Source organism: Acidaminococcus sp. BV3L6, from assembly GCF_000468835.1.
GTDB classification, from domain to species: domain Bacteria; phylum Bacillota; class Negativicutes; order Acidaminococcales; family Acidaminococcaceae; genus Acidaminococcus; species Acidaminococcus intestini.
Genome location: NZ_AWUR01000025.1, coordinates 1 through 18,921, shown reverse-complemented (window position 1 = coordinate 18,921; position 18,921 = coordinate 1). Strand labels below are relative to the sequence as shown.

21 protein-coding genes are annotated in these 18,921 nt (G+C 50.7%); 1 reads left to right on the top strand and 20 read right to left on the bottom strand.

Annotated features, from left to right (window positions below):
* Positions 1–11: 11 nt before the first annotated feature.
* The 17 genes from lepB to recG all read right to left on the bottom strand — a co-directional run bounded on the left by lepB (position 12) and on the right by recG (position 15,218).
* Positions 12–551 carry a signal peptidase I gene (gene lepB / locus HMPREF1246_RS05070; protein ID WP_009016019.1) on the bottom strand — a complete coding sequence of 180 codons (540 nt, stop codon included), beginning with the start codon at positions 549–551 and terminating at the stop codon, positions 12–14.
* 90 nt (positions 552–641) lie between these two features.
* On the bottom strand, positions 642–983 hold the full coding sequence (gene rplS / locus HMPREF1246_RS05065; RefSeq protein ID WP_009016018.1) for a 50S ribosomal protein L19: 342 nt from the start codon (positions 981–983) through the stop codon (positions 642–644).
* Positions 984–1,127: 144 nt separating this feature from the next.
* Positions 1,128–1,868, bottom strand: coding sequence for a tRNA (guanosine(37)-N1)-methyltransferase TrmD (gene trmD, locus HMPREF1246_RS05060; RefSeq protein ID WP_014128132.1), 741 nt, complete (start codon positions 1,866–1,868; stop codon positions 1,128–1,130).
* Positions 1,868–2,362, bottom strand: coding sequence for a ribosome maturation factor RimM (gene rimM, locus HMPREF1246_RS05055; protein ID WP_035196225.1), 495 nt, complete (start codon positions 2,360–2,362; stop codon positions 1,868–1,870). Before rimM ends, trmD begins: the two co-directional genes overlap by 1 nt.
* 5 nt (positions 2,363–2,367) lie before the next feature.
* On the bottom strand, positions 2,368–2,775 hold the full coding sequence (locus HMPREF1246_RS05050) for a YlqD family protein (protein ID WP_009016015.1): 408 nt from the start codon (positions 2,773–2,775) through the stop codon (positions 2,368–2,370).
* Between the two features lie 13 nt (positions 2,776–2,788).
* On the bottom strand, positions 2,789–3,016 hold the full coding sequence (locus HMPREF1246_RS05045; protein ID WP_009016014.1) for a KH domain-containing protein: 228 nt from the start codon (positions 3,014–3,016) through the stop codon (positions 2,789–2,791).
* 11 nt (positions 3,017–3,027) lie between these two features.
* Positions 3,028–3,300 (bottom strand): 30S ribosomal protein S16, encoded by a 273-nt coding sequence (gene rpsP / locus HMPREF1246_RS05040; RefSeq protein WP_016459745.1) that lies wholly within the window; start codon positions 3,298–3,300, stop codon positions 3,028–3,030.
* Positions 3,301–3,328: 28 nt separating this feature from the next.
* Positions 3,329–4,675: a signal recognition particle protein gene (gene ffh, locus HMPREF1246_RS05035; RefSeq protein WP_014128129.1), complete on the bottom strand. Its 1,347-nt coding sequence runs from the start codon at positions 4,673–4,675 to the stop codon at positions 3,329–3,331.
* 109 nt (positions 4,676–4,784) lie between these two features.
* Entirely contained in the window at positions 4,785–5,150 is a 366-nt protein-coding gene (gene ylxM, locus HMPREF1246_RS05030; protein ID WP_009016011.1) for a YlxM family DNA-binding protein, read from the bottom strand.
* Between the two features lie 62 nt (positions 5,151–5,212).
* The gene (locus tag HMPREF1246_RS05025; protein WP_021736917.1) at positions 5,213–5,662 is read right to left on the bottom strand and encodes a hypothetical protein; all 450 of its coding nucleotides are present in this window, start codon (positions 5,660–5,662) and stop codon (positions 5,213–5,215) included.
* Between the two features lie 3 nt (positions 5,663–5,665).
* Positions 5,666–6,313, bottom strand: a complete 648-nt coding sequence (gene thiE / locus HMPREF1246_RS05020) for a thiamine phosphate synthase (protein WP_009016009.1) — start codon at positions 6,311–6,313, stop codon at positions 5,666–5,668.
* Positions 6,310–7,122, bottom strand: coding sequence for a hydroxyethylthiazole kinase (thiM, locus tag HMPREF1246_RS05015; protein WP_009016008.1), 813 nt, complete (start codon positions 7,120–7,122; stop codon positions 6,310–6,312). Before thiM ends, thiE begins: the two co-directional genes overlap by 4 nt.
* The gene (gene thiD / locus HMPREF1246_RS05010) at positions 7,119–7,925 is read right to left on the bottom strand and encodes a bifunctional hydroxymethylpyrimidine kinase/phosphomethylpyrimidine kinase (protein ID WP_009016007.1); all 807 of its coding nucleotides are present in this window, start codon (positions 7,923–7,925) and stop codon (positions 7,119–7,121) included. The genes thiM and thiD overlap by 4 nt, the downstream gene beginning before the upstream one ends.
* A gap of 76 nt (positions 7,926–8,001) precedes the next feature.
* Entirely contained in the window at positions 8,002–9,993 is a 1,992-nt protein-coding gene (tkt, locus tag HMPREF1246_RS05005; RefSeq protein ID WP_009016006.1) for a transketolase, read from the bottom strand.
* 129 nt (positions 9,994–10,122) lie between these two features.
* Positions 10,123–12,192: an elongation factor G gene (gene fusA, locus HMPREF1246_RS05000; protein ID WP_009016005.1), complete on the bottom strand. Its 2,070-nt coding sequence runs from the start codon at positions 12,190–12,192 to the stop codon at positions 10,123–10,125.
* 208 nt (positions 12,193–12,400) lie between these two features.
* Entirely contained in the window at positions 12,401–13,105 is a 705-nt protein-coding gene (locus HMPREF1246_RS04995; protein WP_009016004.1) for a TVP38/TMEM64 family protein, read from the bottom strand.
* Positions 13,106–13,121: 16 nt separating this feature from the next.
* Positions 13,122–15,218 carry an ATP-dependent DNA helicase RecG gene (gene recG / locus HMPREF1246_RS04990; protein ID WP_014128126.1) on the bottom strand — a complete coding sequence of 699 codons (2,097 nt, stop codon included), beginning with the start codon at positions 15,216–15,218 and terminating at the stop codon, positions 13,122–13,124.
* A gap of 182 nt (positions 15,219–15,400) precedes the next feature.
* Here recG and rpmB point away from each other — a divergent pair, with 182 nt between their 5' ends.
* Positions 15,401–15,592 (top strand): 50S ribosomal protein L28, encoded by a 192-nt coding sequence (gene rpmB / locus HMPREF1246_RS04985; protein ID WP_009016002.1) that lies wholly within the window; start codon positions 15,401–15,403, stop codon positions 15,590–15,592.
* Between the two features lie 55 nt (positions 15,593–15,647).
* On the opposite strand, the gene HMPREF1246_RS04980 is transcribed toward rpmB, so the two are convergent.
* The 3 genes from HMPREF1246_RS04980 to HMPREF1246_RS04970 all read right to left on the bottom strand — a co-directional run bounded on the left by HMPREF1246_RS04980 (position 15,648) and on the right by HMPREF1246_RS04970 (position 18,761).
* Positions 15,648–16,082 (bottom strand): zinc ribbon domain-containing protein, encoded by a 435-nt coding sequence (locus tag HMPREF1246_RS04980; protein WP_014128125.1) that lies wholly within the window; start codon positions 16,080–16,082, stop codon positions 15,648–15,650.
* A gap of 4 nt (positions 16,083–16,086) precedes the next feature.
* Complete coding sequence (locus tag HMPREF1246_RS04975; RefSeq protein ID WP_014128124.1) at positions 16,087–16,575, bottom strand: PTS glucose transporter subunit IIA; 489 nt, start codon at positions 16,573–16,575, stop codon at positions 16,087–16,089.
* A 107-nt stretch (positions 16,576–16,682) separates the two neighbouring features.
* A complete protein-coding gene (locus HMPREF1246_RS04970; protein WP_014128123.1) occupies positions 16,683–18,761 on the bottom strand; it encodes a polyribonucleotide nucleotidyltransferase in 2,079 nt (692 codons plus the stop codon).
* Positions 18,762–18,921 lie beyond the last annotated feature (160 nt).

Genomic DNA, 18,921 nt, shown 5'->3' with positions numbered 1-18,921 from the left:
AATTCCCCTCCTTACGGCAGGGCCTTGAATTCCGAGAAAGGCCAAAAGACAACACTGGCCTTTCCTTTCACAAGGGACAGATCAACAAAACCCACATCAGCATAACGACTGTCTTCGGAATTGTTGCGGTTATCGCCCATAACAAAAATAAATCCCTTAGGGACCGTCACCTTTCCGTAATTGGTATGAAAGGGCTCCTTGATATAGCTTTCATCAATGGCTTCCCCATTGACGAAGGTCTTGCCATCTCGGATTTCAATGGTATCCCCGCCAACAGCAATGACACGCTTGATGAAATCACGCCGCGTATCACTGGGGTACTTGAAGACAATGATTTCCCCCCGCTGCGGCTCACGCAGGTAGTAAACCAGCTTATTGACAATCAGACGTTCTTCATTCTGCAGGGTAGGCCGCATGGACGGACCGGAAACCATATAGGGCTCGACCAGAAAAGTTCGGATTCCCAGAGCCAGGACCACAGCGATGATAATGGAAAACAGCCAGTCACTGGCAGTATCCTGCCAGGATTTCTTTTCTTTTTCTTCACTCATGGATTTCACCTGTTTCTAACATGATACAGCAACATGTCTCTCGTATACAAAAAAAGAGGACTGCAGGACAGCCCCCTTTTCGTTTTCCAATTAGCGGCGCTCCTTGATGCGGGCAGCTTTACCCGTAAGTTTGCGCAAGTAGTACAGTTTGGCTCTCCGAACAATACCACGATGGGAAACAGTAATCTTTTCCAGACGCGGAGAATGCACGGGGAACGTTCTTTCTACACCAACACCGGATGCGATACGGCGGACGGTGAACATTTCACGGACACCAGTACCGTTGCGGGAGATACAGACACCTTCAAATAACTGAACACGTTCACGGTTTCCTTCAACAACCTTGACGTATACTTTCAGGGTATCGCCGGGACGGAAGTCAGGAATGTCGGAACGCAGCTGTTCCTTTTCAATTGCTTCGATAACGTTCATTTACTAGTTCCTCCTCAGAATCCAAGACGTTCATGTCTAGCCACGTGCTAACAGCGGACCGCCCGTTAATGCATACGCTGTATTATACCATAAGGGAAAACCCCATGCAAGAAGTTTTCCTCCCTGGTAAGGGCTGCAGCTGCCCTATTTTTTGTGCCGTTCTCCAAGCATCTCAAGAAAGAGCCGGCCGTCTCCTTTTTGCCACGTCATTGTCGAAAAAAGATCCGGACGGTGCTGGAGCGTGGCTTCAAATTCTTTCTTACGGCGCCAGGCACCAATCTTTTCGTGATCTCCAGATAGGAGAATATCCGGCACTTTTTTCCCCTCATAAGAAATGGGCCGCGTGTACTGAGGATGCTCCAAAAGGGAACCGGAAAAAGAGTCCTCTTCGGCGCTCACCAGTTTTCCCAGAACGCCTGGCACGAAACGAGCGACCGCGTCCATAACGGAAAGCGCGGGTAATTCACCGCCTGTCATGACAAAATCCCCTACGGATAGGCGCAGATCAGCTTCCTCTAGGATCCGCTCATCGAACCCTTCATAATGGCCGCAAAGAAAAATAAGATCCCGGCCAGCTCGGGAAAGAGCGGTGACGCGTGCTTGGCAAAGAGTTTCACCTACAGGCGTCAGCGCAGCCACAAGTGCATCCGGGGCAAGGCACCTGGCTTTTTCAAGAGCCGCCAGATATGTGTCCACACGCAGGACCATGCCGGCACCGCCGCCGCAGGTTGTATCGTCAACGCTGCGGTGGCGGTCCGTCGCATAATCACGGGGATTGACGCAAAGAACCTCAATGAGGCCTTCTTTTTGGGCCCGTCCCAAGATACTCACGGAAGCGGCGCCTGCAATGAGTTCAGGGAACAAGGTAATAAAAACAAATTTCATCAAATCCACTCCGGCAGTTTAGCAACAACCTTATGCTCTGCCCAATCGATGGTAAGGATGTTCTCCTTGATGGCGGCAAGGAGAATCTCCTCGCCTGTCGGGGAAGCAATCACAAAAACATCGGTACTGCCCGGGGAAATGACATCCTTTACGGTGCCAAAGGCTTCCCCGTCAGGACTTTCGACAGCAAATCCCAAGATATCCCGCACATAGAACTGTCCTTTCGGCAAGGGAGGAAGTTCCTTGGGGGAAATGACAAGCTGACGGCCCCGCAGGGCTTCGGCTTCGTCCATATTGGTGATTTCCTTCACCATCATGAGATAGACATTTTTATGCTGCCGAACGGAAACAACCGTGAGATCCCGTCCATCATCAAGATGGACAATCTTCATCTTGGCATAGCGCTGCGGCTGGTCGGTCAGGGGCATGATACGAAATTCGCCCCGCACACCATGCGGGGCGACGATTTTGCCAATCACAATTTGCTGTTCCATGGTCATCACGCCCGAAATGCAATGACCTTGCCGTCTTCAACGACAATTTCAGCGCCCATGAGGGCTTCCAGATCGGACCCTATGGTAATTTCCACGGAACGCTCCAATGTGCCGTGACCGATTTCGCTACCGATTTCGAGGTTTTCTGCTCGTTCCAGTTTATCTTTAAGCTCCTGGAGAGCATGGCCACGTTGGTTCTTTTCGTATTCAATCTGGTCCCGCATGCTGGCAACCAGCTGGGGAGCGGCGCCGGCATTGTTATCCAAGGCCTTTTTGGCACTGAATTGGAACCGTTCAAAATCAAGTTCAGCAGCCTGGACCTGGCGTTTCATATCGGCAATCAGTTGTGCCTTCAGATCTTCCGTCACCTTCGCCTTAATGGTTACAGGGACTTTTACGATCATTTTATCCATGGTTTGCCCACCTTTAATCAATATCGACGATCACTTTGACATTTTCACGGGTGGCCGCGGCCTTCATGACCATACGGATGGCTTTTGCAATCCGGCCTTGCTTGCCGATGACCTTACCCATATCATCGGGTGCCACGTGGAGTTTAAGAACGACAGTGGAACCACGCCTTTCTTCCTCCACCTGCACCTCGGAGGGATGATTGACGATAGCCTTAGCAATGACTTCAACTATCTCTTTCATAGGTCTCCTCCTTATTTCGCAGCCTTCTTGTCAGCCAGTTTGGTCATGAGGCCTTCCTTGCTGAACATGGAGCGAACCGTATCCGTCGGCTGTGCGCCTTTCATCATCCAGCTCAGAGCCTTTTCCTCATCAATCTTTACAACAGCAGGATCGACGTTGGAATCGTAGGTCCCAACCGTTTCAATGATGCGGCCATCACGCGGAGCGCGTTCATCGGCAACAACGATACGATAGAAGGGTCTTTTCTTAGCACCCATACGTTTCAGACGAATTTTTACTGCCACAATTTTCACCTCCTTAAAGGAATTTGATTTATTGCATGAAAGGCAGTTTGAATCTGCCTTTCCGTGCATACTTGTTCATCCCCTGCATGGTCTTCATGAGCTTCTTGCTCTCTTCAAACTGCTTGAGCAAGCGATTGACATCCTGGACACGCTGGCCACAGCCCGCGGCAATGCGCTTACGACGGGACCCGTTGATAATGCGGGGATTCTGCCGCTCCTTCGGAGTCATGGACGTGATGATGGCCTCCAACCTGCGGACTTCCTTGCCATCAAGATCCACGCCTTCAAACTGCTTGCTGAATTTTCCCATGCCGGGAATCATGCTCAGGATGGATTCCAAGGAACCCAGCCTCTTGACCTGTTTCATTTGGTCAAGGAACATATCGAGGGTGAACTCGTTATGTTTCATTGACTCAGCCAGTCTCTTGGCCGAATCAACATCAATGGCCTCTTGGGCCTTTTCTATGAGGGATAGGACATCCCCCATTCCAAGGATGCGGGAAGCCATGCGGTCCGGATAAAATGGCTGGAGTGCATCCAGCTTTTCACCCATACCTACAAACTTCACCGGGCAATCGGCTACGGATTTGACGCTGAGAACAGCACCACCGCGAGCGTCGCCATCAAGTTTCGTCACAATAAGGCCCGTAATCCCAAGGGCTTTATTGAAGGCCTCTGCAACCGTCACGGCATCCTGTCCCGTCATTGCGTCGACGACAAGAAGGATTTCATCTGGATGAACCGCGGTTTTGATGTTTTTCAGCTCATCCATGAGCTTTTCATCAATATGCAATCGCCCGGCTGTATCGATGAGGACCGTATCGCACAAAAGGGCATTGGCCCTTTTGATGGCCTCTTGGGCAATCGTCACAGGGGAGACCTCACTGCCCATGGAAAAGACTGGCATGTCCAGTTCCTTTCCAATGACTTCGAGCTGGGTAATGGCAGCGGGACGATAAACGTCACCAGCAACCATGAGCGGCTTCTTTCCATTTTTGCGGAGGTAATTGGCCAGCTTTCCGATGGAAGTAGTCTTACCTGCACCCTGAAGCCCGGCAAGCATGATCACCGTAGGTGGATTCGAGGAAAATTGGAGCTTGCTCTGTTCCCCGCCTAAAAGGGCTATCAGTTCCTCGTGGACGACTTTGACGATATATTGACCAGCGGTCAGGTTAGGATCAATTTTTTGACCTTGCACCCGTTCCTTGATCTTTGTGGTAAATTCCTTGACAACCTTGAAATTGACATCTGCTTCCAAAAGGGCCAACCGCACGTCCCTCAAGGTTTCCTTAAGGTCCTGCTCCGTAACGGTCTTTTGGCCGCGAATCTTTTGGATGGCTGCCGTCAATTTATCGGTCAGCATTTCAAAAGCCATGGTGTACCTGCTTTCTGTCTGGCCGTGGGACCTCTAGGTCCTTTACCGACTTATGTAGTATAGCGGATAAACAGCAAGGTGTCAAGTATTTTCCCTTGACACCTGATTTTCATGCATCACCCATGACCTTATGGATGATGTCTTCAATTTTTTGAAGCCGTTCATCCCCTAGTCCTTCTTCCTTGAGCGCACCCAGGAGATGGAGGGCCCCCCGCAGTTCAAACTGCATGGATTCTTCCTTTTGGAGGACGCGGAGCTTCTTTTCATACTTTTCAAGGGACTCCTCTACTCGCTTTAAGAGATCATAGACAGCCTGCCGGCTTGTTCCGCCGGCATCAGCAATCTCGCCAAGGGACAGGTCATCATAAAAATACTGTTCCATGATTTTTTGCTGCCGCACCGTAAGAAGACTCCCATATACATCATAAAGTCTGCCAATGCGGATCCTTTTGGCAAACAGCGTCTCATCCTGCATGAAGCTTTTTCCCTCCTAGGAAAAAGGAATGTGGGAGGAGAACTTCCTCCACGGATCCTTTATCATGATACTGATGGGTCATGTCCTGACCCATCGAAGAGATTCTTTTCAAGGGACGGAGCAGACGCCACACGAGGCTTTTTGACAGCCTTTGTCCTACGTTTTCTCCTGCTTCTGCCAAAAAGCCCCAAGGCCTGTTCCCGTTCCTTTTCCCGCCGTTTCTTTTCTTCCTTGTTGCGATCCCAATAGACATAATGACAGGTATAACGCTTTAAGAGCGCACTGTCCGGATTGCTTTCCTTTTGGAGATTGCCTAGGCCATAAGCTTCGGCAATCATCTTGCCCAAGGTTGCATTGACGCTGTGGGCCGAATAGGTTTTCACCGCTTCCTTGTATTCCTTCAAAAGGGCCGGGTCGCGCTCGATGAACAGGAAGATTTCATCAGTCAGGCGTTTTGTAAAAGCGGTAATGGCCTTCCGCCCCAAACGTTCAATCTTTCTTTTTTCCCGCATAGGCTACTCCCCTTTGCGCAGAGCCTCATAGGCCATCTTCATGGCCTTTACCGTTGCTGTGATGTCTTCGGCGCCGAGAATAGAACTGATCATGGCGCAGCCTGCGGCCCCGCACTTCATGACTTCCGGGAATTCCTTTTTACCGATACCGCCGATTCCAACAATGGGAAGGGAAATGGCCGCAATGATTTCCCGGAAGGGACCGAGGCCTAGACAGGACGCATCCTTTTTAGTCTCTGTTGGGTAAAGGGCGCCCACGCCGAGGTAATCGGCGCCGCCACGAAGGGCCGCCTGCGCCTCTTCAAGGTTATGGGCAGAAATACCGATGATGGCATCATTTCCTAATTCCTGCCGTCCCCGGGCAAGGGATTCATCGCTTTGTCCCAAATGGACCCCATCAGCGCCGATGGCCTTGGCGCAGGCAATATCGTCATCGACAAGAAGCGGTACGTCGTAGTGGTCGCACAGGATCTTGACCTTGCGGCCAATGGCAATACGTTCTTCCGTCGTCACGTCCTTTTCCCTCAGCTGGACCAAAGTAATGCCCGCTTGGAGGGCTTCTTCGACAGCTTCATAAAAATCGCGGCCCTTTTTGTCCGTCACCTTTCGGTCCGTGACCAAATAGAGGCTGTAATCAATGGTTCGTTTCATTTTGCTGGCCCTCCTTTAAAAAGGTTATAAAGCCTATGCCCCTCGTGTTGGCTGATGGCATCCATCAAATGGGCCCGGAAGGTCCCAGGGCCGGGAACGTCCTTTTCCGCAAGTTCAGCTCCCGTATTCATGACCGTAAGGCCCCATAGGGCAGCATAAAGGGGGGATTCAGGATAGACTCCCAGGGCTGCCGCCATAAGCGTTCCCGTCATGCAGCCAGCCCCCGTAATCCGGCCCAGATAAGCCGTTCCATTATGAGCCAGATAAGTTACGGTTCCGTCGCTTACAGCATCAGTGGCACCCGTTACAGCAGCCGTGCAGTGAAACTTGCAGGCCAAAGCTTTGGCAATCCGTTCCGGATGGTCATCAGAAAGGGAATCCACGCCCTTTCCCCCTTCGCCCTGCCAAGAAAGGAGGGCCTTTCCTTCGGCACTGTTGCCCTTGATGACCGTGATGGCCCCAGTCTGAAGCAGGGTACGGGCCGCATCAAAGCGGAAGGACGACGACATGACCCCAACAGGGTCAAGCAGGATAGGCCGTCCACAGGCAGCGGTTCCGACAAGGGCTTTTTTCATGGCGCCATAGGTTCGTTCATTCATAGTTCCCAAATTGAGGACCAAAGCGTCAGAAAGCTGTGAGATGGCGGGCATTTCCCCTTCCTCGTCAGCCATCATGGGAGATGCCCCAATGGCAAGGGCCGCATCCGCACAGAATCCGGCCGTCACATAATTTGTTATGTGATGAACCAACGGATGATGGGACCGCATGGCCTCACTGATGGAGCAAAAGGCCTTTTCAAGGGGCATCATTTCCCAATCCCTGCCTTTTCATAAAGAGAGACAAAGTGATGGATAGGGCCGTGCCCATGACCGACAGGAAGGCCATGCTCAATGCCGAGTGCCACATAGTCCTTGGCAAGTTGAGCCGCTTCTGGAAGGGTGTGGCCCAAAGCCAATTCTGAAGCAAGGGCGGACGATAAACTGCAGCCCGTTCCATGCGTATTGGAGTTATCGATATGACGGCCCAAAAGCCAAGTCCCGCGCCCATCTTTTTCCAAAAGATAGTCATCAGCAGTCTGGGCAAGATGACCGCCCTTAAGGAGCACAGCCGCACCGCAGGCATCTAGGATTGCATGGGCTGCCTTTTCCATATCGTCTTTTGAGCGGATTGTCATGCCTGATAGGACTTCTCCTTCCATCATATTCGGCGTGATGACTGAAGCAAGGGGCAGGAGCTTTTCCAAGAGGGTCCGCCGGGCCGTCTCCTCAAGAAGATAGGCTCCGCTTGTCGCCACCATGACCGGATCGACAACAAGATAGGAAGGTACATAGGCTTTCATCTTTTTCGCAATGGTCTCGATGATGGGCGTAATGGAAACCATGCCCACCTTGACGGCATCGACATGAATATCGGAAAAAACTGCATCAATCTGGGCGGCGACAACTTCAGCGTCAATATTTTGGATTCTCGTAACGCCGGTCGTATTTTGGGCGGTTACTGCAGTAATAACACTCATTCCAAAGGTGCCATGGGCAGCAAACGTCTTTAGATCAGCCTGGATTCCCGCGCCGCCGGAGGAATCAGAACCTGCAATGGTGAGCAGATGTTTCATGATGGATCTTCCTTTCCTGTACAAAGAGCGTCCTGCCAATTTGACAGGACGCCAAGAACCGTAGGAGCCGGGCTCCCTACTTTACTTTGCGGACCATATCAACGATATGATCAACGGTGAATCCATATTCTTTATAGACCGTCTTACCCGGACCAGAAGCGCCAAATGTATCGATACCGATGACGTGGTCCTCGCTGCCCGTATAGCGGGCCCAGCCCGTACGGACACCTGCTTCGACGGCAATCGCCGGTACATCCTTGGGAAGGACGCGGCGTCTGTAGGCTGCACTCTGGCTGTCAAAAAGATCCCAGCTGGGCATGGAAACAACTTGAACGCCGATATGACGTTTCGTCAATTTTTTCTGGGCTTCAAGGGCTAAATGAACTTCACTGCCTGTAGCAATGATAACGGCCTTGAGGTCTTCTTCTTTCGGGCAAGGGCTCAGGATGTAAGCGCCTTTGGGTGCACCCTTAGCAATCACTTTGGCATAATCATGAAGAACGGGCATACCCTGACGGGTAAGAAGCAGACAGGTCGGACGGTCTTTTGTTTCACAGGCCGTCTTCCAAGCAGCCGCTGTTTCAAGGGCATCAGCAGGCCGAATGACGGAAACGTTAGGAATCAGCCGCAGGCTCATGGCCTGTTCAACAGGCTGATGGGTCGGACCATCTTCACCGACAAAGATGCTGTCGTGGGTAAAGACAAAATGGCTGCCAATGCCCATCAGTGCGGCCATACGGATAGCAGGACGCATGAAATCAGCAAAGACAAGGAAGGTCGCGCCAAAAGGCAGGAGCCCGCCGTGGAGGCTCAGCCCATTGACGATACAGCCCATGGCATGTTCGCGGATTCCAAAGTGGATATTGCGGCCTTCCGGTGTTCTCGCGGAGAAGAACCCCTTGCCCTTCATTTCAGTCTTGTTGGATGGCCCAAGGTCAGCACTGCCGCCGACAAGGCTTGGCAGTGCATCGGCAAGGCTTTGCAGGACTGTACCGGAAGCAGCACGTGTAGCCGCGCTTTCCGTACCATCAAAGATAGCCATGAGTTTCTTGAGATCAAGATCGACCTTCCCATTCATGCGGTCCACCAGTTCTGCTGCAAGATCAGGATATTTTTTGGCGTATTCATCAAGAAGGGCTTCCCATTCAGCCTCTTTTCGTTCTGCCGCGGGAATCTTTTCTTCGAAATGAGCCCGCACTTCATCAGGCACATAGAAGGACTTTTCCGGATCCCAACCGGCGGCTTTTTTAGTGGCAGCCACATTCTCAGCGCCCAGCGGTTCGCCGTGCGCACTGGCCATATCCTGGCGCGGACTGCCAAAACCAATATGGGTGGGAACAATAATGAGGGAAGGACGGTTCTTTTCTCTTTTGGCTTCCTTGATGGCTTTGGCCAGTTCTTCCACATCCTCAGAGGTAGAAACACGCAATACCTGCCATCCATAGGCAACAAAACGAGCCCCCACGTCTTCCTTGAAGGCAATGTCCGTATGGCCTTCGATAGTGATCTTGTTATCGTCATAAAGGAAAATTAATTTGCCTAGTCCCAGCGTCCCTGCAAGGGAAGCGGCTTCAGAAGCAACACCCTCCATCTGGTCGCCGTCGCTTGTGATGCCATAGGTATAATGGTCTACCACGGGGAACCCCTTTTTGTTGTAGCGGGCAGCAAGCATCTTTTCTGCCATGGCAAGACCTACGGCCATGGCAAATCCATGACCTAAAGGACCAGTTGAAACATCAACACCGGGCGTGACCCCATATTCCGGATGGCCCGGGGTCAGGGACCCCCACTGACGGAATTGTTTCAAATCATCAAGGGAGACCTTGTATCCAGCCAAATGAAGCATGGCATATTGCAGGGCAGAACCATGGCCTGGCGAAAGAACAAAACGATCGCGGTCGAACCAAGACGGATCCTTGGGGTTCACCTTCATGAAACGATCCCAGATCGTATACATAAGCGGAGCCGTTCCAAGGGGAAGGCCGGGATGGCCGGAATTGGCAGCCTGGACTTCATCAATGGACAAGAAACGTAAGGTATTGATGCTTTCTTGATCAATTTTTTTCATGAAAACAATATTCCTCCTACCATAACTCGGATATTGGGTCTTTCCTTACGATTATAGGATATTTGGCTTGGTTTCGCAACAAAGCTTCCAAAAAAGGGGCCGCTGCCTGCGGCAGCGGCCATGACGTGCTTATTTTCCTTCTTTTTCCTTGGCCTCCTCAATGATCTTTTCAGCCATTTTTGGCGGAACGTCCTCATAATGATCGAACTTCATCTCAAAGGTTCCGGTTCCTTGGGTCAAGGCACGGAGGTCAACTGCATAATCAAGGATCTCCGCATATGGCACTTGGGCCTTGATACAGCTTCTTCCATCTTCAGCGGTCTGCATACCCATGATGCGGCCCCGCTTGCTGTTAAGGTCGGAAATAACGTCGCCAGTAACCCGTTCATCACAGTAAACATCAAGGTTATAATACGGTTCCATAAGAACGGGTTTTGCTTCCGCGCAGCCTTTCTGGAAGGCTTGGTTAGCCGCCACCTTAAAAGCCATTTCCGAAGAGTCGACCGTATGATAGGAGCCATCAAGAAGGGTGATCCTGATATCAACTACAGGATAGCCCGCAAGGACTCCATGTTCAACGGCTTCGCGCATACCCTTTTCTACGGCTGGGATATACTGGCGAGGAACGGCACCGCCGAAGATTTTATCGACGAATTCAAAGCCTCCACCAGGCGGCAGCGGTTCAAGCCGAACCACAACATGACCATACTGACCATGACCGCCCGTTTGTTTCTTGTATTTGCCCTCAACCTCTGCCGTGCCGCGGATGGTTTCCTTATATTCCACAATCGGTGCACGAAGTTCTGCTTCCACACCAAACTTGCGTGTCATCCGCTCCATGATGATTTCAAGATGCTGATCCCCCATGCCACTGATCAGCGTTTCCTTTGTTACGTTATTGCGAGTTACAATGAAGGTCGGATCCTCATCCATGAGTTTTGTGAGAGCGCCGGCAATCTTTTCTTCATCACCCTTCTTCTTCGGATAAATGGCCCGGCTGTACATAGGCAGCGGGAATTCAATGGGCTTAAAGAGGACGGGGTTGTTCTTGTCACTTAAGGTATCGCCCGTTGCCGTGAACTGGAGACGGGAAATGACCCCAATATCACCGGCTACAATCTGTTTCATAGGAATCTGCGTCTTCCCGCGCAAGGTAAAGACAGGCCCGACTTTTTCCATTTCCTCACGGCTGGCATTATAGACCGCACTATCCGCCGAAATGGCACCGGAAAAGACCCTGACAAAACTCAGACGGCCCACAAAGGGATCTGCCGTTGTCTTAAAGACGAGAGCAGCCATAGGTGCGTTCGAGTCGCGGACTTCCGTTTTGCCGGTGGTCGGATTTTCCACTTCAAAATCATTGAGAACGGAGGGGAAAGTATAGTTTACGATGGCATTCAGGCAGCGGCCAAGGCCAATGTTCTTATACGCACTGCCGCAGAGCACAGGGAAGATGATGCCTTGCCGGATACCTTTAACAAGGCAGTTCATGATGACATTGTCTGGAATTTCCTCACCTTCAAGGTATTTTTCCATAACCTCATCATCGGCTTCGACAGCCGCTTCCACCATCTTGCTGTGAGCATCGGCGACCCAGTCCTTCAGTTCATCCGGGACTTCGATTTCATCGGCTCCATTGCCGTTGCCGCGGTAGGCCTTCTGATTGAAGACGTCGATGACACCACAGAAATTCTCTTCCTTGCCCAAAGGCAGATGGAGCGGCAGAACCCGTTTACCAATCTTGGTCCGGAGGTTATCCATGATTTGATCAAAGTCAGCATTTTCACGGTCCATCTTATTAACGAAAATCAATCGAGGCAATCCGGCTTCTTCTGCGAGATTCCAGCATTGTTCCGTTCCAATCTGGACCCCGCTCGTTGCACTGACCACTATGAGCACACTGTCAACGGCGCGGAAAGCGCCCTTTACTTCAGCTACGAAATCAGCAAATCCCGGGGTATCAAGGAAGTTGATCTTGACATCGTTCCATTCAACAGGCGCAAGGGTCGCACTGACAGAAACACCGCGCTTGATTTCCTCTGGCTCAAAGTCCGTTGTTGTCTGTCCATCCTCCACTTTGCACATCCGGCTGATGGCGCCGCTGCGATAAAGCAGGGCTTCCGTAAGGGAAGTCGTCCCTGCACCGCCGTGCCCTACAATAGCAACGTTCCTGATTTTATCACCTGTGTACTCTTTCACGTTATTGCCCCCTTTATATCGAATCTATTCGTAACAATCTCATGGTATCCTTTTTCGCTGATTTCTTGGAATTTTCCTTCTTTTCTTGCACGACTTTCCTTAACGGTAAAAAACGCCTCTTAATCTGTATAGTAAGTTACAGATCAAGAGACGTTTCACTGCCGTGAATATTAGGTTTAGAAAGGATCTGAAACGAAGCGATAACATCCTAGGACGATTTCTTCTCCTTCCGTTTCCGGTGGTACAGAAGTCCCCCATAGACGATGATAACAAGGGTAGTCAAGACGGCAAGGCGGTCCATATGGGCCCGGAAATTGACAACATCATGCCCTACGACGACTTCAAGTGCGGTTGAAGGGAATTTGCCAATCAGATTGGCAATAATATAATCCCGTGCGCTCATCCGGCTTACGGCGCCCAACGCGGTCAGGATTCCTGACGGAAAATAAGGCAGCGTCCGGGCAAGGGCCATAGCTGTAAGCCCGCCCTTGCTGCTCATTTCATCAAGGCGCTTCAGGTTATTGCTCTTTGTAATGAGCTTTTCCGCTTCATCACGCAAAAAATAGCGAAGCACAAAAAAATTAAGCACCACACCGACGGTTTCGGCCAGCCAGGATACAGTAATCCCAAGAGGCAAACCAAAGATAACACCATTTGCCGTTGATAAAAAAATGGAGGGCAAAAATCCGAGGGCATTGATGAGGACATCGAGAAAAAAGCTGACCACGATGGCCCAAGGGCCAAAGCTCCTCAGATAATCCGTTGTCTCCTTAAGATTGCCACCGCGGGCCAAATGACACAGATTTTCCGTAACGCCTGGCGCAAAAACATGGATAGCCAACAGGCATCCTATAAGAAGCAGAAAAGTAATACATTTAAAGCTTCCGCTTTTCCAATTAATTTTTTTATTCATTTCATCCATCCTTCAGTCAGGAATTAAAAATCTGTTCAAACCGTCCATCAAACTGGGTGGTAGCGACGCCTTCCTCAATGAAACGGGCCCCTTGGGGATCGGCCATAATCCGTTTGGCATATTCCCGTGCTTCTACAAGGGTATCCGTATCACGAAGGATATCCGCAATATAGAGGTCGGGCAGCCCATGCTGCCGAACGCCAAAAAGCTGGCCGGCGCCTCGAAGTTCCATATCTTTCTCGGCAAGCAGGAAGCCATCACTGCAGCTGCGCATGATCTGGAGCCGTTCCAATGTCTGGGGCTGATTCGAACCGGTAAGCAGCACACAATACGATTGACTCGATCCACGACCGACACGGCCTCGGAGCTGGTGCATCTGGGCCAGTCCAAAACGATCCGCCCCTTCAATGATCATCAGCGTCGCATTGGGTACATTGACGCCAACTTCAATCACCGTTGTAGCAATGAGGACCTTGGTCTTTCCACTCACAAAATCAGCCATGACCGCATCCTTTTCCTCTGCTTTGAGGCGTCCGTGAAGGAGGCCGCAGGGAATACCCTTCAAAAAAGTCTGGGTCAGTTCCTCATATAGGTCTGTCGCGGATTTTGCATCGACCGTGTCCGAACCCTCAATCAGAGGGGCCACAATGTAAGCCTGATGCCCTTCTTTCACTTGATGGATAAGGCCAGCATAGACATCGGCCCGTTTTTCATCGGTGTAGCACAAGGTCTTGATTGGTTTGCGTCCTGGTGGGAGCCCCTTCATAAGAGACACATCAAGATCCCCATAAACGGTTAAGGCAAGGGTTCGCGGAATGGGCGTCGCTGTCATGACAAGGACATGGGGTGTATAGCTTGATTTTCCCGACAAGCGGGATCGCTGCTCCACGCCAAAGCGATGCTGTTCATCCGTTATGGCAAGTGCCAAGGAGTGAAAAGTAACGGCATCTTGGATCAGAGCGTAGGTCCCAACGACGGCCTTGATGGTGCCGTCAGCAAGTCCCTCCAAGACCTCCCGCCGAGCCGCTTGCCCCAGGCTCCCCGTAAGCAGGGCTGTATGGATGCCCAAAGGTTCCAAGACCTTCTGCATTTCTTTGTAATGCTGCTCTGCAAGGATTTCCGTTGGTGCCATCAGACAGCCTTGATAGCCATTTTCAGCAGCTTTAGCAAGCGCCAGCATAGCGACAGCCGTCTTTCCTGAACCAACATCACCTTGGAGGAGACGATTCATGGGTTCAGGACTTTCCATATCATCATTGATTTCCTGCCAAGCTTTTTTTTGGCTTTCCGTCAAGGTAAAGCCTAAATGGTCCAAAACAGACTGCCATAAGGGCCCGCAATGACCCATCTTGATACCTAGGCTCCTTTTCTTGATGTTGGCTCGATGGTGCAGAAGCCCACACTGGATAAAGAAGAGTTCCTCAAAAATGAAGCGTCTTCTTGCTTCTTCCATTTTTTCCAAGGACGGCGGGAAGTGAATGGCTTCCAAGGCCTCATAGCGGGAAAGGAAGCCTTTTTTTCTCATGATCCAATCAGGCAGGCATTCAGGGAGATGGTGCTTTGCAAGAAGCAGGGCTTGGCGCACAGCAGAACGCACATTTTTTTGGGTAAGACTGCCGCTTAAGGCATAGGTCGGCAGGATACCCGGAGCTTCCGGATGCTCATCTTTGACCTTGGAAATGACAGCCTGAGTGACAGCCTTGGCGGTTCGTCCCGGACCGACTTTCCCAATGACAAGGACATCATCCCCATTTTCCAGATACCGTACGGCATAGACTTGGGCCCCAAAAAGAAAGATTTCGGCAAAAGCCGTCCCATCGCTGACCACGACTGACGCATAGCGCATATTCCGAGCACTGCGCCGTTTTATGATGCGGGCAATCTGTCCGCGAAAAAGCTGCATGGAACCATCAAGGGTCAGTTCCCGGATTGTCTTTACATGAGAATAATCAAGATAACATCCTTGACGGGGAAAATGATTCAAGAGGTCTCCAATCGTCACAATTCCTAGTCCTTCGAACTCAATCGCCTTTTTAGGACCAATCCCTTTCAAGGAGGAAACGGGCTTTTTCCACCATGGCAGTGACTGGGTTTTGGCATCTATTTTTTTCATTGATGGATCCCTCCTCTATGATTTCTTTTAATCATACCAGATTTTCTGTCCTAATGGGGGCATTTCCTATGGTCTTCAGGATTTCACCAAAATTTACTTGCAAGAAACTCTTTGTTTGTGTTAAAATACTTGCATTGAGTTAAAAATTAGCATTGCCTTATTAGCTAGAAGGAGGTGGGACCATGGCATGCATCTGTGATATCTGCAAGAAAGGTGAGCTGAGCGGCAACAATGTCAGCCATTCCAATAGACATGTGAAACGTTCTTGGAAACCTAACATTCAAAAGGTCAAAGCAGTTGTAGACGGCGAAGTCAAGAGCGTTAATGTTTGCACTCGCTGCTTACGTTCCGGCAAGGTGACCCGCGCCATCTAAGCTAGAGGAAACGGTAGGAACCAGTTACTTCGGTAACTGGTTCTTTTTTATTTCTTTACGCCAAAAGATTGCCGCAGTAGGGGCAGAATCTGGCATCATGAGGAACCTGACGGCCACAGTGAGGACAAGGACTGTCCTGCGTATACGCCTCTATTTTAGCTTCAAGCCGTTTCATGAAGGCTTCTGTTTCCTTATTTTGTGGCCGGAAGCTATAGACCTCAATCCGTTCCTTATGAATATCAAGGATGACCTGACAGCCTTCTTCTACGGGCGTCACAACGAGGGAAACCTCTTTTTTCTTTGGCTCGCCAAAAAGAAAGGTTTTTTCTCCCGTGAGGAGACTTCCCTGAAAAAGATGCTCCTTTTCATCCACTTCCTTTAGGCTGATTTCCATCTCCCGGGCTGTATCAAGGGCAAGCTGCCAAATGACAGTGACAGGAAGACGATATTTCCGTTCGATAAGGCTGCCGCCGCTGCCGTTGATTTCCATGGCTTCACTCCTCCTCTTCCTTGACAGAAACAATGGCGTCTTTTCCGCTTTCAACACGGGTTCCTTCTTTTTGCAGCAGCGTAATGGATGCCGCGCCACCCGTCACAACAAGGGGAGTCACAGGATTCATTTTCTTGCTGGCAAGAAGGGAAAGATCAACCTGAAGAAGCCCCTGTCCCCTTGAGACGGAATCACCTTCCTTTACAAGGGCATCAAAGCCCTCCCCCTGTAAGGAAACGGTGTCGATTCCCACATGGATCAAGACTTCCACTCCCTTGGTACTCGTCAGGGCAATCGCATGTTTCGTATCCGGGACATAGGCAATCGTACCGTCACAAGGTGCGGTTACAAGACCGTCTTCAGGCATGATGGCCGCTCCCTCCCCTAGGGTCTTTTGGGAAAAGACGGCATCAGGCACCTTTTCAAGAGGAATCACACGTCCCGTCATAGGGGCCAATAATTCTGTTTTTTTATGGAAATTAAAAAATCCCATTGATGATCTCTCCTTACAAGTTGAAACCCATTCTACCATCTGGATATAGCAAGAAAGGGGCATGTTCGTGACTTTTTTCAGAACATGCCCCTTTTTAGGGTCAAGAATCAGTGGCTTTGCAGCGCCGCTTTGCGGGACAGGTTCATGCGTCCCTTAGCGTCGATTTCAACGAGCTTAACAACAATTTCATCACCCACGTTTACCACGTCTTCCACTTTTTCCACCCGTTCCTTGGCGAGTTGCGAAATGTGGACCAAGCCTTCCCGGCCAGGCATGAATTCAACAAAGGCGCCGAAATTCATCAGGCGTGTGACTTTACCTGTATAAATCTTTCCAATTTCCGGTTCAGCCGTAATGGCATTGATGGCTTCAATAGCTTTGTTGGCAGAGGCCTGATCAGCAGCAGCTACGTAAACCGTTCCATCTTCCTCGATATCAATCTTGGCACCGGATTCCTCGGTGATTTTCTTGATGACCTTACCGCCCGGTCCAATCACATCCTTGATCTTGTCCGGATTGATCTTGAGGGTCGTAATTTTTGGTGCATGTTCCTTGAGGGAAGGCCGCGGTGCCGGGATACATTCAAGCATCTTGCCGAGGATATAGGCACGGCCCTTGCGAGCCTGTTCAAGTGCCTGTTCAAAGATCTGACGGTTGATGCCGTCAATCTTGATATCCATTTGGATGGCCGTAATGCCTTTTTCCGTACCGGCAACCTTGAAGTCCATATCACCATTGGCGTCTTCAAGGCCCTGAATATCCGTCAGGATGGTAATATCATCCCCTTCCTTGACAAGGCCCATGGCCACACCGGAAACAGGAGCCTTGATTGGCACGCCGGCATCCATCAGGCTGAGGGTGCTGGCGCAGGTACTGGCCATGGAGGAAGAACCGTTCGATTCCAGGACTTCTGAAACCAGTCGGATCGTGTATGGAAATTCCTCTTCCGAAGGAATAACCGGAAGCAAGGCCCGTTCTGCCAGGGCACCATGGCCGATTTCGCGGCGGCCCGGACTGCGCAGGGGTTTTGTTTCACCGACGCTGTAGGGCGGGAAATTGTAGTGGTGGATGTAACGTTTTGTCAGCTCCGTCCCAAGGCCATCAAGGGTCTGGGCTTCGCGGAGCGGCGCCAAAGCAAGGCAGTTGAGAACCTGGGTTTGACCGCGTGTAAAGAGGCTGCAGCCATGAGGCCGGGCCAAAAGACCAACTTCGCAGCTGATAGGACGTACCTCATCAAGGGCACGGCCGTCCGGACGGATCTTATCATGGGTAATGATGTGACGAAAGACCTTCTTGACAAGCTTCTGCACAATATGGGCAATATCGATTTCACTTTCAGGATAAAGCTCCACAAAATGTTCCAGGATCGCTTCCTTGGTTTCGGAAACCATCTTGTCGCGATGAAGCTTATCGGGATCCATGAGGGCATCGTGGATCTTCGGTTCACCGTATTCCATGATTTCCTTGGAAAGGGCTTCAGGCGGCACATAAGGGGTAAATTCCATCTTGGGTTTGCCTACTTCAGCCTGAATCTGTTCCTGAAAAGCAACCAGTTTCTTGATTTCTTCGTGTCCAAACAAGATGGCATCAAGCATGACCTGTTCGGAAACTTCCTTGGCCCCAGCTTCAACCATGAGAATGGCCTCTTTGGTTCCGGCAACAGCAACGTTCATTTCGCTGACCGCAGCCTGCTCAAGGGTCGGGTTGATGATGAATTTTCCATCCACGCGGCCAACACGGACACCGGCAATCGGACCTTCAAAAGGAATATCAGAAATGGAAAGAGCGCAGGAAGCACCGATCATAGCAGGAATATCAGGTGCATTATCGGGATCGACGGACACAGCCGTTGCAACAATCTGCACGTCATTATGATAGCCATCAGGAAACATGGGACGGATTGGTCGGTCAATGAGACGGCTCGTCAGGATAGCCGTTTCAGGCGGACGGCCCTCTCTTCTCAGGAAGCCGCCAGGAATCTTCCCGACAGCGTACATCTTCTCTTCAAAATCAACCGTCAGGGGAAAGAAATCAACCCCTTCCCGCGGTGTATCCGTACCGGTGACAGCAACCACAACGGCTGTTTCCCCATAGCGGATGAGAACAGACCCATTGGCCTGCTTGGCAATCTTGCCTGTTTCGATGGTAAGGGGTCTGCCCCCCAGCTCCGTGCTAAATGTATGCATCCTCTGCATCCTCCTTATTGACTCGTTAAGCATTACCCATAGATTATACTACAAACTCAAAAAACTTTGTATAGAACTTTACGGATTTTCCGTTCGTTGCAGACATAAAAAAGCTGCCATACCCGTTTGGGTACAGCAGCCAATAGCCCATATATTATGG

Coding starts and splice junctions, on each gene's coding strand:
- lepB (WP_009016019.1), bottom strand. CDS start 551: ATGAGTGAAGAAAAAGAAAAGAAATCCTGGCAGGATACTGCCAGTGAC.
- rplS (WP_009016018.1), bottom strand. CDS start 983: ATGAACGTTATCGAAGCAATTGAAAAGGAACAGCTGCGTTCCGACATT.
- trmD (WP_014128132.1), bottom strand. CDS start 1,868: ATGAAATTTGTTTTTATTACCTTGTTCCCTGAACTCATTGCAGGCGCC.
- rimM (WP_035196225.1), bottom strand. CDS start 2,362: ATGGAACAGCAAATTGTGATTGGCAAAATCGTCGCCCCGCATGGTGTG.
- HMPREF1246_RS05050 (WP_009016015.1), bottom strand. CDS start 2,775: ATGGATAAAATGATCGTAAAAGTCCCTGTAACCATTAAGGCGAAGGTG.
- HMPREF1246_RS05045 (WP_009016014.1), bottom strand. CDS start 3,016: ATGAAAGAGATAGTTGAAGTCATTGCTAAGGCTATCGTCAATCATCCC.
- ffh (WP_014128129.1), bottom strand. CDS start 4,675: ATGGCTTTTGAAATGCTGACCGATAAATTGACGGCAGCCATCCAAAAG.
- ylxM (WP_009016011.1), bottom strand. CDS start 5,150: ATGCAGGATGAGACGCTGTTTGCCAAAAGGATCCGCATTGGCAGACTT.
- HMPREF1246_RS05025 (WP_021736917.1), bottom strand. CDS start 5,662: ATGCGGGAAAAAAGAAAGATTGAACGTTTGGGGCGGAAGGCCATTACC.
- thiE (WP_009016009.1), bottom strand. CDS start 6,313: ATGAAACGAACCATTGATTACAGCCTCTATTTGGTCACGGACCGAAAG.
- thiM (WP_009016008.1), bottom strand. CDS start 7,122: ATGATGCCCCTTGAAAAGGCCTTTTGCTCCATCAGTGAGGCCATGCGG.
- thiD (WP_009016007.1), bottom strand. CDS start 7,925: ATGAAACATCTGCTCACCATTGCAGGTTCTGATTCCTCCGGCGGCGCG.
- tkt (WP_009016006.1), bottom strand. CDS start 9,993: ATGAAAAAAATTGATCAAGAAAGCATCAATACCTTACGTTTCTTGTCC.
- HMPREF1246_RS04995 (WP_009016004.1), bottom strand. CDS start 13,105: ATGAATAAAAAAATTAATTGGAAAAGCGGAAGCTTTAAATGTATTACT.
- recG (WP_014128126.1), bottom strand. CDS start 15,218: ATGAAAAAAATAGATGCCAAAACCCAGTCACTGCCATGGTGGAAAAAG.
- rpmB (WP_009016002.1), top strand. CDS start 15,401: ATGGCATGCATCTGTGATATCTGCAAGAAAGGTGAGCTGAGCGGCAAC.
- HMPREF1246_RS04980 (WP_014128125.1), bottom strand. CDS start 16,082: ATGGAAATCAACGGCAGCGGCGGCAGCCTTATCGAACGGAAATATCGT.
- HMPREF1246_RS04975 (WP_014128124.1), bottom strand. CDS start 16,575: ATGGGATTTTTTAATTTCCATAAAAAAACAGAATTATTGGCCCCTATG.
- HMPREF1246_RS04970 (WP_014128123.1), bottom strand. CDS start 18,761: ATGCATACATTTAGCACGGAGCTGGGGGGCAGACCCCTTACCATCGAA.